We start from the raw sequence: 12,687 nt of genomic DNA, 5'->3' as shown, positions 1-12,687 counted from the left end.
AGTTGATCGCGACTGGCGTCAGGACCTGCCCCAGGTTTGCATCGCAAACTCGACAAACCGACGCAGCTTCGGCAAGCGATAACGATCCGGCGCGTACAGCAGATGCAACGGGCGGCTCGGGGGCTGGTAATCGGGGATCACTGTCACCAGTTTACCGTCGCGCAGATCCTGTTCCACCAACGCATCCGGCAACATCACAATGCCCATCCCGGTGCGCGCTGCCTGATGCAGGCCGGCGGAGGTGTTCATCAGCATCGGCCCACTGACGTCGACCAGAATCTCGCCGTCCGGGCCGCTGAGGCGCCAGCGTTTTTCCACCGATTGCCAGTCATCGCCGGCGGGGTAGGCGAACGACAGGCAGTCGTGTTGTTGCAGGTCTTCCGGAGTGATCGGCATGCCGCGTCGGGCGACGTAGGCTGGAGAGGCGCACACGGTCAGGGTGTAGTCGATCAGCGGCCGGGCGATCAGGTTCGATTGCTCGAAATGCCCCAGCCGAAACGCTACGTCGAGGCCGCTTTCCAGCAGATCCGGTCGGCTGTTGGTCAGCACCACATCCATTTTGACCTGCGGGTATTGCAGGGAAAACTCGCTGAGCGCCGGGGCCAGGCGTTCGACACCAAAGGTCAGCGGCGCGGTGATGCGCAGCAGGCCGCGCGGCTCATCGAGGGCCTGTTCAGCCAGGCGTTCGGAGTCGGCCACCAAACCCAAAACATCCAGGCAGCGCTGATAATAAACACTGCCAAATTCGGTCAAGCGCTGCCGCCGGGTAGTGCGCTGCAGCAGTTGTACGCCGAGCCGTTTCTCCAGCGCGCGCAGGTGATTGCCGACCATGGTCGTGGACATTTCGCACTGCAACGCGGCCGCCGTCATGCTCCCGGCTTCCACGACCTTCACGTACACGCTCATCGCCTGCAACAGGTCCATTATCAAGCCCAGCTGTTAAATGATTGAAGTTTCGCCGAGTTTATCCAGTTCTGGTGGCTAACCATACTGCAAACACACCGACCTTCACTGGAGTTTGAAGTCATGACCGCCGCCCTGATGAACACCTACCAACCGCTCGCCCTGAGTTTCATCAGAGGCCTGGGCACTCGCCTGTGGGACCAGGCCGGTCGTGAATACCTGGATGCCGTTGCGGGCGTAGCGGTGACCAATGTCGGGCACTCGCATCCGCGCATCGTCGCGGCCATCAGCGAGCAGGCTGGAATGCTCCTGCACACCTCCAATCTGTACAGCATCGACTGGCAGCAACAGCTGGCGCAGAAACTCACGCAGCTATCGAGAATGGACCGGGCGTTCTTCAACAACTCCGGCGCCGAGGCCAACGAAACTGCGCTGAAACTGGCGCGTTTGTACGGCTGGAGCAAAGGCATCGACCAGCCGCTGGTGGTGGTCATGGCCAATGCGTTTCATGGCCGCACGCTGGGGACTCTGTCGGCCAGCGATGGGCCGGCGGTGCGTCTGGGCTTTAACGAGCTACCGGGGGATTTCGTCAAAGTGCCCTTCGGTGATCTGGCCGCGCTGGAGCAGGTGCAGCAAAAGCATGGCGAGCGGATCGTGGCGATTCTGGTCGAGCCGATTCAAGGCGAAAGCGGCGTACAACTGGCGCCGCCCAGTTACCTCAAGGCCCTGCGTGAACTGTGCAATCGCCACGCCTGGCTGCTGATGCTTGACGAAATCCAGACCGGCATCGGCCGCACTGGCCAGTGGTTCGCGTTTCAGCATGAAGGCATTGTTCCGGACGTGATGACCCTGGCCAAAGGCCTCGGCAACGGCGTACCGATCGGCGCCTGTCTGGCGCGGGGCAGGGCGGCGGAGCTGTTAACCCCCGGCAGTCATGGCAGCACGTTTGGCGGTAATCCGCTGGCCTGTCGGGTCGGCTGCACGGTGCTGGACATCATCGAAGATCAGGGGCTGCTGGAGAACGTCCGGGTGCAGGGCGAACGCCTGCTGACCCGTCTGCGCGCCGAGCTGGCGGACAACCCCAATGTGCTGGCGATTCGCGGGCAGGGCTTGATGATTGGAATCGAGTTGAAACAGCCGATCCGCGATTTGACGCTGATTGCGGCGCGGGATCATGGGTTGCTGATCAATGTGACGCGTGGCAAGACGATACGGCTGCTGCCGCCGCTGACGCTTGATGAGCGGGAGGTGGGGATGATTGTCAGAGGGTTGGGGCACATCATTCAGTAGTGATATTTGCAACTAATGACGCAAATCTCACCCCCTTCGATGCTGTAGACCAAACGATGTTCACCCGTTACTCGTCTGGACCAAAAGCCGCTCATGTTGTGTTTGAGCGGCTCAGGCTTGCCGATCCCTTCAAACGGTTCGCGCTGAATTGCCTTTATCAACAGATTGATTCGTTTGAGTCCGGCCTTATCGTTCTGTTGAAACCACAAGTAGTCTTCCCAGCCTAATGGCGTGAACTCGATTTTCATTCTTCGATCAATTGCCTGACTTTGGCTTTGCCGGCACGCATTTCGCCAATCGATTTGATCAAGCGTTCGGCGTTGGCTGGAGAGCGCAGCAAGTAGGCTGTTTCTTCAAGTGCGTTGTATTCAGCCAGAGACATCATCACGACGGGTTCACCTTTTTGGCGCGTGACCAGAAGGGGAGCCCGGTCTTCGTTAACGCGATCCATCGTTTCGGCCAAATGCGCGCGAGCTGTGGTGTAGTTGATGGTTTGCATGTCGTAGTCCTCGCTGGATGCAAAGAACGTACAGAAATGAGTACATGATGACAAGGCGATACCTACCAATGGTTGTTTCGCAGAAGGAGGGCTGCGAGTCATTTAGTATCGCTCAAGAACTTTGGAGACGTTTCTGAGAAGGCTGTAATCCTCATCCTCGGTTTTGCCTCATGCGCAGAGGTTGTGTTGTCATCATCTGGCAATGTCAGTGTAGGAAAAGAACCTGAGACTCAGTCTGGATAATCCCCCAACGCCGGCGCCAGCATCCGCGTCTTCAGCGCCCCGTTCGAGTTGTGCTGAATGATCTCGCTCGGCTGTCCCTGGTCATTGAAAAACACCTGGCCGATCCCCGCCGAATTCCATAGGCGCTCGCCCGCTTCGGCATGTTCCGGGGTGTACGGCACGATGCGCATGCGGCGGCGTTTGGTGAACCAGTTGAGTGGCGAGCGCGGCGAGTAGAGCCAGCGGTTGAGGCGGTCGAACCATTCCAGCAGGGTTTTCGGGAACTCGTTCTTGATCCCGCTGCTGGTGATCTGCCAGATCCGCGGCCCCGCTTTGCGGTGTCGGATAAGCACTTCGTAGACGAAGGAATAATGCACATCGCCGGACAGCACCACGTAGTTACCGGGTGTGCGTGAGTGTCGGAAAATGTTCAGGATCACCTGCGCGGCGCCACGGTGCGCCATCCAGTTTTCCGCGTCGACCAGCAGCGGATAACCGCACCAGCTGAACACCTTTTGTACGGTTTCGATCAGCTTCACGCCGAAGATCGGTGCCGGTGAAACGATGATCGCCGACGGATGATCGAGCAGTTCTTGCTGCAATTCGCTCAGCGCCTCCCAATCCAGAAGCCCCGACGGTTGCTTGAGCGCCATCTCGCTGCGCCAGCGACGGGTGCGGGTGTCGAGCACCACCAGTGCCGGGCTGGTCGGCAGCACGAAATGCCAATGCTGAAAGCGCAGCAGTTCATCGATCAACGCGTCCTGCACCGGGCTGTCGAGATAGCGATCATCACCGCTGGCGCTCAGGCGTCGGGTGTTCTCCAGCAGATCCTTGAACGCATCCGGATTGTTGCCCCAACCCTGGCACAACATGTAGGCGATCAAGGCGTTGCCGATGATGCGTTTGGAGAACGGATGACCGTAGGCGGTTTCCTCCCATTGCGCGGAAAGGTTCCAGTCATCGGTGATGTCGTGGTCATCGAAAATCATCAGGCTCGGCAGGTGCGCCAACGCCCGGGCGACCCTGCCCAAACCGGCCTTGAAGGCATCGATGCGGGTGTGTTCGAGGGTATAGCGCTGCAAGCGTTCAGGCGTCAGCGAGGGCGCTGTCGGATTGATCAGCGTCCACGCAACCGGCGACCACACCAGCAAGTACATCGCCATGACTTCGGCGAACGTCACCAGGTGATTGTCGGCGCTGCTGCTGGTGAAAATCGGCTTACGCGCGCCGCCGAAAAATCGCTCGCGCAATGTCTCGTTGCTCTCCAGCGCCGGTAACAAATCCGCACGGTGGTAGTAACTGGCCGGATGTTCGTAGAGTTTGGCGCTGTCGCTGACCACGGCACCGTCGAGGTATTCGTCGAACAGACCGAGGCGTTCGATCAAGGCATGAATGGCACGCAGCATCGGGCCGGCAACGTCGTCGGCGTAGACCTGATCGCCGCTCATCATCAGCAGGGCGGGGCGTTGCTGCGGAGCGGTTTCTGCCGCCAACAGTTGATCGACACAGAGCAGACCGTCAGCGGCCGGGTGATGAGGCTTGCGGCAGGAACCGTGCAGCAACTGATCAATCCGCGAACGCAGCACAAGGTTCGGGCAGCGGGCATCGCCGTACAGCAGATGCGGCGCCCAGTCGGCGATGGGCGTCTGGTCGTCGATCAGCAGGTCATAGTCGATGCGGCTGTCAAAGGGCAGGGCGCTGTCGAGTGTGACGTCAATCAGATGGACGAACGCGTGACGGCCTACAGGAATGACCGTGCATTTCCCGGCATTGAGAGGAATGTCTCCTACACCTTGCAAGCGCAGGGTCAGCGCCAGCTCGCGGCTGCCGACCAGCCACAGCACCAGTCGCCTCGGTTCCAGCCGGCGCAGCAGCGGGCCGGCCAACACGGGAGGCAGGGGGTTCAGGTCAGCAGGTATCGGGGACATTCGGAGGCAAAGCTCAAGGCGCACAGGCTGGCGATGATAGCGCAGCCGGCGCCTTGAACCCTTAAACGAGGCTTAAGAGTCGGTCTTCTGCAGCTTCAGCGCCAGCAGTCGCCATTCGGCAGACGCAGGTTGCTCTTGCACCGAGCAGTCGAAGCGATAAGTGACGTCATCGCCGTTCATGTTGCGCGCGGTGATCTTGTTGCTCAGGGTGTAGACCTGATCCTTGAAGCGCTGGGTGACAATGGCAGAGCTGTCGGCAAAGCGCGCCGACGCCGGGAAGCGCAGCGTGCTGGTGACCAGCGGGCTGCACATGACATAGGCGAGCATCGATTTATCGCTATCGGCATTTTGTCCGAGCTTGTCGCGCAGCGCCTTAAATGCTTTGCGGCCTTGCGCGTCGCTCTGATCCAGAACGGCTTGTTCCGCCATCGATTTCGGTGCGCGGCTGGCGTAGTTCGGCAGCAGTGCGGAATCCGGCGGCGAAGGTTGGTTGTCCGGCTCGATCGCGGCAAAGCCCGGCGCGTTTTCCAGCGTCGCGGACGTCGAATCCGACTCGGCTTCCGGCAGCAGGCTGGTGGTCACATCGCTTTGCGTGATCACCTCTTCGGCGGGCGCACGATCGTATTTATGCGCCGAAGGGAACAGCGACAGGAAGATCGACAGCACCACCATGCCGACAATAAAACCGCCCGCCGCGCCAACAACGTTGCCGTAGAACAGATTCCAGCTGCCACGGTTTTTCACCACCCAGCGCCACATGAAACCCCAGGCGGCGATAAATGCCAGAAAACTCAGAAACTCCATTCGATCCTTTCCTTAAACCTTCAATAGCCTGCAAAACAGCACTCACTGGCGGTGAGTGCTGAAGATGGACGGCAAGATATCAAAATAGAGGTCTGACGCCACGAAGACATTTACATGCCGAGATTGGGCGGATTGATCTGGGCAAAAAACATGATCGCCGTGATGCCGGCCACAATGCCGCAAAGGCCGGACAGCAGTTGGCGAAGAACCGGATGTTCGACCTGCGAGCGGTGGGCTACCAACATCCATACGCCAATCACGGCGGCAGCAAATGACAGTATTTCCAGCACGGTGCGCATGAGGCTGGGTACAGTTGGCCGCGGCGCTCCGAACAAGCCCACGTAAAGCTGCTCGACCACCACACCCACCATCAATCCGCTGGCGGCGCCCAGCAAGTTGGCGAGGAGCAGATTCCAGCTGCTACGGTTGCGGACGACCCACACCCACATGCCTGCCCAGGCGATAAAGAAAAACAAAACATCCATCGTATCCATCCTTCGAAATCAGTTGCAGTGCCTGCCTCAGACACGCTTACCGGCAATGGACGGCAAGATAACAAAATAGTAGCGTCGCGCCACTTTCTTGATTCCTGTAATGGACTACTCATGTCAAAAGTCGCTTCTGCTCTACATACGCTCTGTGCAATCGCACTCGCCAGCGCCATCACCCCGGCACTCGCCGCCTGGAAAGAGCCTCCGGAGAGCAGTTGGCAGTATTACCTCGCCAACTGCCAGCGAATGCAGGAAAAAATGGCCGACGTCCAGAGTGGTCGCGTACCCAGCGCTTATGAGGTAGTCGGCGACCTGGAGAACAGCCTGCGGAGCATGAACCAGCGCCGCTCGAACCTGACGCCCCAATACCTCGGCTCCCAAGAATTCGCTCAATGCGAAAATGTCGCCGCCCAGGCCGAGGCAACCATTGCTCAAGGCAATGCCGAGTTCGCCGCCAGAATGAACCAGGCCGCCGAGCAAGGCCGCATCGCCCACCAGAACTCCCCCGAATATAAACGCGCCCGTTCACTCGGCTACAGCGACGTTGGCGACATCTCCTTCCTGAAACTGCACGAAGACATGGACGGCGAAGCCCGCCTGAAAACCATGCTGATCACCGTCGACGAAATCTGCGGCCAATACTTCCGCGCCACGCAATATGTGAAACCGTACGTGATCTACACCGTTCGCCCATCCGATGGCGGCTGTGGCGAGGAAAAACGCGTGGCCATCGTCGGTGGCCGGTCGGTGGAGAAGGGCGATTACATCGATGAGCGCGGCGAGTTTCAGTACGTGGGCTGGAAGAAGATTGTCGGTGCGGATGGATTCCCGACAGATATTCGCGTGTTGAAGGCGCGCCGCTGAGGCACGACGTCAGCTCGGTCAAAGAATGTCTTTCAAATAGCCTTTGAGCGCGAGGAGCGGCTGATCAAGCTGCTCCAGCGACTGCACCTGCCTGAAGTCGGCAGACAGCTTGTGCAGCTCCCGCCCCAACGGTTTCTCGACACCGCCCAAGGCATCCAACGCCAAACCCAGGCACTCATTCATTTTGAACTGAATGGTCTGCACATCCCCACGGCGCACCAGCAATTCGAACACGTCTTTCTGATAGTCACCCATGACCATGTCGTCCCGCAGAATCGGGCTCAGGCCTTCTTCCTCGTAGGCGAGTTTGAGGGAGAACAGGGCGACGGTTTCCAGTGAGGTTTCCATGCAGTGAATCCTTTGAGATGTCCTGTTGGGGTAACAGAGGAAGATCAAAAGATCGCAGCCTTCGGCAGCTTCTACAACAGCAGCCACTTTCCGGCAGACGAAAAAAAAGGCCTTGCTAAGCAAGACCTTTCTTAATTTTGGTGACCGAGGGAGACTGTAGTCTTCCATATAATCCGTGGCTTGTAGCAGGATTACACAGTTAGGGATACACACGGGGATACAGGTTGCTTAGGCCTATGATCGCACAATCGTAGGTTTAGGCATAAACGACCCGCAACCAGCCATGCACTCCCTGCAACCTAGCTGGTGTGGCAAGGGTTGCAGCAGTAGTAGCAACCGTTGATTCGCAGATTTGGGTTTACAGCTCGGGCGGCGTTTACAGCACCGATGCAGGTGAGATGACTTCCGAGTGGTACCTGGTTCTGTAGCTGCGGCATGAAGCTGCATCCAGTCGTCGTGTTGTGCACTTCGTAGTCGCCGTTGGGTTGAACGTTTCTGTTCACGATAAATGATTGCATTTGCTAGTCCTCGCTTCCGTGTGTCGGATCGGTAATGACTCAACATTTTTAACCATGTCTGTTGTGCTGGCTGGGATACCCCATGACCAGCAGGGATGGAGGTTAGCTGGGGGATGGCAGAAAGCAATCAGTCCCCGAAATGCCGCCGGGGACCCTAGGACTATCTGAAGGACACGGGGTCGGAAACCCGCGGGACTGTGGTAGCGGGAGATGCTGGAGCTTACTGAAATTTCAACGTTGAAATTGAAAGGATCTTGAAGAAAAAAGGACATCGTTACCGTACCGGTAATGATGACCTTGGATCGATTGTTTTGTAGTGCAGATGCACAGGTGAACAGGCAGTTCACCGGGTTCACCTGTTCACTAAGCTGGGAGTTCTCCCGCTAACAAGGTCCGGCGGGTTTCCGACCCCGTGTCTCGAAGAAAACCTCAGGGGCCCCGGCACACTGCGGGAGATACACCTGACGTTCGCTGGTGGGATTGATGCTTACGGGGTGTGGGGGTCTGTACCCCTCAAAAATGCGGTGTAACTCGTGTAACTGGTGTAACGATGGTTGGTAAGTGGCTGTATTTATTGAACATTTTTGATGTTACATCGGCTTCGTACACAAACCTTTAGGCGTGTAACTCTGCCATCTGGTGTAACGCTCCGATGCTTGAAAGAGGGACGGAGGAGGTCATGTCCATGCGCAGGAGACCAGGTACTTCCCCACTCCCAGTCTGCCCAAGAGATGCGATTAACGGGCTGTAATCATCAGTTTGGCCGCTCTGCCAGCGATCAGTCAGCAGTCGTAGCGGGCCGCTTTCGGCCAAAAGCGGCCCTTCGCGGACGGTTAGGATTTCGCTCCACACTCCAATATCACTCATTTAGAGAGGAAGCTTCCGCGCTGAGTCAACTGTGCTCCGCGGAAGGCGGAGATCGTCCCATTGCGGCCCTTCTCGCGCTCTACAAATCAAGGCTAATTCATTGGAGAGCGTGATTTTAGCCGGGTAGGACACTTTCCGAGTTTATAGACAATTATTCTTGTTCGGCACCATCCAGCAAAGCAGCTACGTCTAACATGAGTGTTCTAAGGGCTGCTTGGTCAACGCGCTCTAATACCTGGTCTAGTTTTGAAAAATTCATCTCGCGTCCGCGATGCCGCCCCGCCTCTCGCCTTAAATCTTGCGCCGCTGACTGACGTAGTTCTAATGAAGGACCACCTACCTTTGCCAAAGCTATTTTTAGCTTGTGCACAAGACTACCTACATCAACTTCTGGCTCACTCAAAGTTAAACCAGCCAGACCTTGCACTCCACGCGTTAGAACTCCCCACCCAGTTTGGTGTTTTCCTCCCTTCATCGTCCACTGAAAAAGGAGGTCTTTTGCAGAATTGTAGTAATCTTCACAATCCCATTTTTTGCTATCTACGGCAGCATCAAAAAGCAACTCGGTTACAGAAAACATTGCAACAAAACGAACTGAGTCAGCGTCATCAGGAAGGAAAGAAATAGTTGAAAGTAACCAAATTGCATGTTTTTGAAGGGATTCTTTTTCATTATCATCACAGGCTGGGGCGCTGGAGACGGCTAAAAACATTTCCGACATTCCGACGGCCCATTGCAGGAGATCAGACGTGAATCCTAGCCTTTTGCTAACCGCAGCGAGCAACAATTCTTTTTGCGGCGAGTAAATTTGATCCGCCCAAACCTCTATATTTCCGATAATCCTGATCGCATCTTTATCATTGATTGGCGCATTTAAAATTTCATTAACCAAAGGGAGTAATTTAGATCTAAGCGAACTCATGCTGGCGCTTGAATAGTAAGGCGCTAGGTTGCTACTGTGGATAGACGTAAGTGACGTACTTGGAACTTCGAAAAATACCAGCGCGGCGCTTTTTATCGCAGACCTTAGCTCGCTAACGGGGTAACTTATGTCGTCCTTTGCGCCAACAATCAGCTCAAAAGTTATTAATGATAGCTGATCAAAAGCGACCAGAGTAGCTGGCCTATAATCGGATTTCACCATGCCGGCGTATGAAACAAAAGCGATTTTATTTGTCAGGGATATTATTTCAGTTGAGTTTGAAAGCCTCAACATCGATCGTGCGGCTTTCCCCATAAGGCGCAACCCCTCCATAATTACGTCTGGCATATTGTGTGGAAGGACAGACTCGACAGCAGCCTCAAGGTACCCCGATGCCAAGCCTGCATGCTTCTTTGAGGTATTCCTTCCAGGGTACTTGATAACTGCATAAACTGAAATTAAAGAAGCTATTCCTTTAAGCGTATGCTCTGCCAATTGCTCATCCCCTCTCGAGAGAGCAACACGCATCATCTGCCGAAAACTTTCTAACGTAGAATTTATCAGTCCATCGGTTGATCCGGAAGTTTCGAAAAGCAAATTACTCCCAACAAAAGTCCCGCTTTTAACTGTACAGTACGCTGTATTTATCTGAATTACTCCGCGAATCGCGCTTTCTGCAACCTCATGATCGCCAACTTCAGAATAGCGTTGAGCGTAAGACATTGAGTATTGAATAGCCTGTCGTGCATGGTGATCCCAATTAAAATTTACTCGAAAATATTCAGCCTTTACGGCATCAAACTGCACTTGACTCTCATCTAAAACCAATTCGCGGCTCTTCTGAATATCTTGAATTATGGGGCCTAGCCTTACAAACCCTTGCTCCCACGCACGAAATTCATTGTGAACTTGCTTGGCCATTATCGAAAGCTGAGCTATTGGACTGATCAGCAGCAGCGCACGTCGATAAGCTATAACAAAAAGGCTGAGCATTAACACTATCGCCCAAATAGCTACCACTATTGCAAAAGCGGCTCGACTAGCCGTGGGGGTTAGGGACATAGCGCCAACTGTGAGTGCGCTAATAAACGAAATTAAGAAGGCTGCAAGAAGTTTCCAATCTGAGCTAAGGCGCTTGAATAGACCGTGGGGCATGCGTTCCACATTAACCTGCATTGCAAACAAAATTAATGAAAAAGCAATGGCAGTGGCACCTAGCAAAGCACTACTTGTTCCTCCCAATAATGTTTTCAGCGATACAAAATTTTCCGGAACGGTAAAAAACCAATTAAATGTATTTTGTATAACTGGTATTGCTAGCATGCTTGCGCAAAAAGCTATAACTGCTATCAAGGTAAGTGCTTTGACGCCGTGTTGCTTTCGCCATCTAACTAAGGTGGCCTGGAAATGAAGCAGTCTAAGTGACGCTCGAGCATAAGTCAGTTTCCATCGACCAATTTTTTTCGACTTCGCCATGGTGTCTCTACGTCCTGTTCAAATTGATTAGTCTCGGCACCGATTTATCGATTCCTTTTTCCAGCAATCGTCCACAATTTCATAAGGAGACGATGGCCCCTTTTTCGAAGAGATGAATGGCCGTCCACCTGATCGATATCTGCCGCTCAAAAGCACCGCAAACGTAGGTTAAATCTGAAGCCAACACGCAGTACAGGAATTAGGCTTACATTGACAAAGATAACTCACCAAACGAAGCATTCGCTGAGGATACCGATGAGTCGATCTCTGCCCGTCCCGACAGACAGCAATCGGCCACAATAGCTGCCGCTTAGTCTACTATTCACGAAAATAAGGTCGAGTCCGGTGAGCTTACTTATGAATAAACGTATAGCTGACGATGTAGCCACCCCATTTTGTTTGTACGGGCATTCGATCATTGCGACTCGTCCTGCCGGCGTGCGGTAGCAGCCTCCTCAAAGGCGCCATACAAGCCATTAGGGCCTCAATCGTCTCCAGGCCCAGAACGAACCCGGCGGCGCGATCACTAACGCGCCAAAGATCGTCGGCATTGGCCGCCTGGCTGATGCGCGCCAGCAGCTTGAGTGTTTGGATCTTGAACGTCGGCGACCAGTCCAGGGCCGTTAATGTGTCATTCATGCTCACCTCCAGTTGCAGCCGTTGGGGTTCGCTGCGGTTAAACCAGAAAACAGCGTAGCGGTAGAGCAGTCCTGGGGCCAGTGGTTTCCAGGTGGGCAAAAAAAGGCCCCACACCTGGACCAGGTATGGGGGCTGTTGAATGTAAATGGCGTTATTCGCAGTCCAGTCAGGTATGAACAAAAAATAAGGAGGGTTCAGAACAACCATGGCAGAATCCGCGATGTCATTTTGTAATCATGGAGTTTAGGGATGAACCGTTTTGCGCAATTTTTCGGAATTCTGGCGACAATCGTAAGCTTTACTGCCTCTGCCACCTCGTCCTTTCAAGTTGTTAACTATTCGGTTGTCAGTGATAAGTCTAAGCGCGATATCAAGCGAGCGGTCGAGGTTGTTCTAGACGAACGTGTGGATCAACCCACACTTGAAGCATTGGCAAATCAAATCAGAAATTCGAACCCAATGAGCTTTCAACGAACCTTCATCAGCTGGCGGATCAAAGGTGAGGATGGTGGTGGATACTGGGCCAAGACAGATTTTGACCCCACATTAAACGTTCGTTTTTTGGGAACCACAGTCGCTGAATACAATAAACTCATGACTAGCAGCACACCATCCGAAGGAGAGGTATTTGGTAGTTGGCTGAGTAATTGGGGAACCGATTACAAAATGGTGGGTTACCGAAAAGACGGGAAAATATTTGTCCAATCCACGTTTAAAGATGGCTCGTCGGGAACCAAGGAATTTGTTTCGAAGAAGATTTCCGGACGATCTGTTCTAGTCGATGTTGAAGGAAGCGATTTCGGTGAGTTCTACCTCGTAAACGCACAGGGCGATCTTGAGTTCTGGGGTGAAAACGGAAGTTTCTATACAGCTAAAAAAAGTGATTGAAGCGCTGACGCGTTTTGTAGAACCGATG

12 protein-coding genes are annotated in these 12,687 nt (G+C 54.5%); 3 read left to right on the top strand and 9 right to left on the bottom strand.

From position 1 onward, the window contains the following. Window positions 1-18 precede the first annotated feature (18 nt). Complete coding sequence (locus J5M57_RS16705) at window positions 19-924, bottom strand: LysR family transcriptional regulator (RefSeq protein WP_207847892.1); 906 nt, start codon at window positions 922-924, stop codon at window positions 19-21. 102 nt (window positions 925-1,026) lie between these two features. On the opposite strand from J5M57_RS16705, the gene J5M57_RS16700 reads away from it, so the two are divergent. Continuing rightward, window positions 1,027-2,193: an aspartate aminotransferase family protein gene (locus tag J5M57_RS16700; protein ID WP_207847893.1), complete on the top strand. Its 1,167-nt coding sequence runs from the start codon at window positions 1,027-1,029 to the stop codon at window positions 2,191-2,193. Here J5M57_RS16700 and J5M57_RS16695 read toward each other — a convergent pair. The 5 genes from J5M57_RS16695 to J5M57_RS16675 all read right to left on the bottom strand — a co-directional run bounded on the left by J5M57_RS16695 (window position 2,187) and on the right by J5M57_RS16675 (window position 6,131). Then, complete coding sequence (locus tag J5M57_RS16695) at window positions 2,187-2,441, bottom strand: Txe/YoeB family addiction module toxin (RefSeq protein WP_169842387.1); 255 nt, start codon at window positions 2,439-2,441, stop codon at window positions 2,187-2,189. The two genes, J5M57_RS16700 and J5M57_RS16695, sit on opposite strands and share 7 nt — an antisense overlap. Then, complete coding sequence (locus J5M57_RS16690) at window positions 2,438-2,692, bottom strand: type II toxin-antitoxin system prevent-host-death family antitoxin (protein WP_086791676.1); 255 nt, start codon at window positions 2,690-2,692, stop codon at window positions 2,438-2,440. The genes J5M57_RS16695 and J5M57_RS16690 overlap by 4 nt, the downstream gene beginning before the upstream one ends. A gap of 230 nt (window positions 2,693-2,922) precedes the next feature. Continuing rightward, window positions 2,923-4,842, bottom strand: a complete 1,920-nt coding sequence (locus tag J5M57_RS16685) for an alkaline phosphatase D family protein (RefSeq protein ID WP_207847894.1) — start codon at window positions 4,840-4,842, stop codon at window positions 2,923-2,925. A 72-nt stretch (window positions 4,843-4,914) separates the two neighbouring features. Beyond that, on the bottom strand, window positions 4,915-5,646 hold the full coding sequence (locus J5M57_RS16680; protein WP_064589083.1) for a hypothetical protein: 732 nt from the start codon (window positions 5,644-5,646) through the stop codon (window positions 4,915-4,917). Between the two features lie 110 nt (window positions 5,647-5,756). Beyond that, the gene (locus tag J5M57_RS16675; RefSeq protein ID WP_207847895.1) at window positions 5,757-6,131 is read right to left on the bottom strand and encodes a hypothetical protein; all 375 of its coding nucleotides are present in this window, start codon (window positions 6,129-6,131) and stop codon (window positions 5,757-5,759) included. A gap of 120 nt (window positions 6,132-6,251) precedes the next feature. On the opposite strand from J5M57_RS16675, the gene J5M57_RS16670 reads away from it, so the two are divergent. Continuing rightward, window positions 6,252-7,001, top strand: coding sequence for a hypothetical protein (locus J5M57_RS16670; protein ID WP_207847896.1), 750 nt, complete (start codon window positions 6,252-6,254; stop codon window positions 6,999-7,001). Window positions 7,002-7,019: 18 nt separating this feature from the next. Here J5M57_RS16670 and J5M57_RS16665 read toward each other — a convergent pair whose 3' ends face one another. From J5M57_RS16665 to J5M57_RS16655, 3 genes are all read right to left on the bottom strand, one after another. Next, window positions 7,020-7,349, bottom strand: coding sequence for a hypothetical protein (locus tag J5M57_RS16665; RefSeq protein WP_207847897.1), 330 nt, complete (start codon window positions 7,347-7,349; stop codon window positions 7,020-7,022). 1,536 nt (window positions 7,350-8,885) lie between these two features. Next, complete coding sequence (locus tag J5M57_RS16660) at window positions 8,886-11,132, bottom strand: hypothetical protein (RefSeq protein WP_207847898.1); 2,247 nt, start codon at window positions 11,130-11,132, stop codon at window positions 8,886-8,888. A gap of 351 nt (window positions 11,133-11,483) precedes the next feature. After that, window positions 11,484-11,978, bottom strand: coding sequence for a hypothetical protein (locus tag J5M57_RS16655; RefSeq protein ID WP_207847899.1), 495 nt, complete (start codon window positions 11,976-11,978; stop codon window positions 11,484-11,486). 42 nt (window positions 11,979-12,020) lie between these two features. On the opposite strand from J5M57_RS16655, the gene J5M57_RS16650 reads away from it, so the two are divergent. Then, complete coding sequence (locus tag J5M57_RS16650; protein ID WP_207847900.1) at window positions 12,021-12,659, top strand: hypothetical protein; 639 nt, start codon at window positions 12,021-12,023, stop codon at window positions 12,657-12,659. Window positions 12,660-12,687: the final 28 nt, after the last annotated feature.

The sequence above is a fragment of the Pseudomonas sp. 86_A genome (genome assembly GCF_017491705.1).
GTDB classification, from domain to species: domain Bacteria; phylum Pseudomonadota; class Gammaproteobacteria; order Pseudomonadales; family Pseudomonadaceae; genus Aquipseudomonas; species Aquipseudomonas koreensis.
This window is presented reverse-complemented; position numbering and strand designations above follow the sequence as displayed.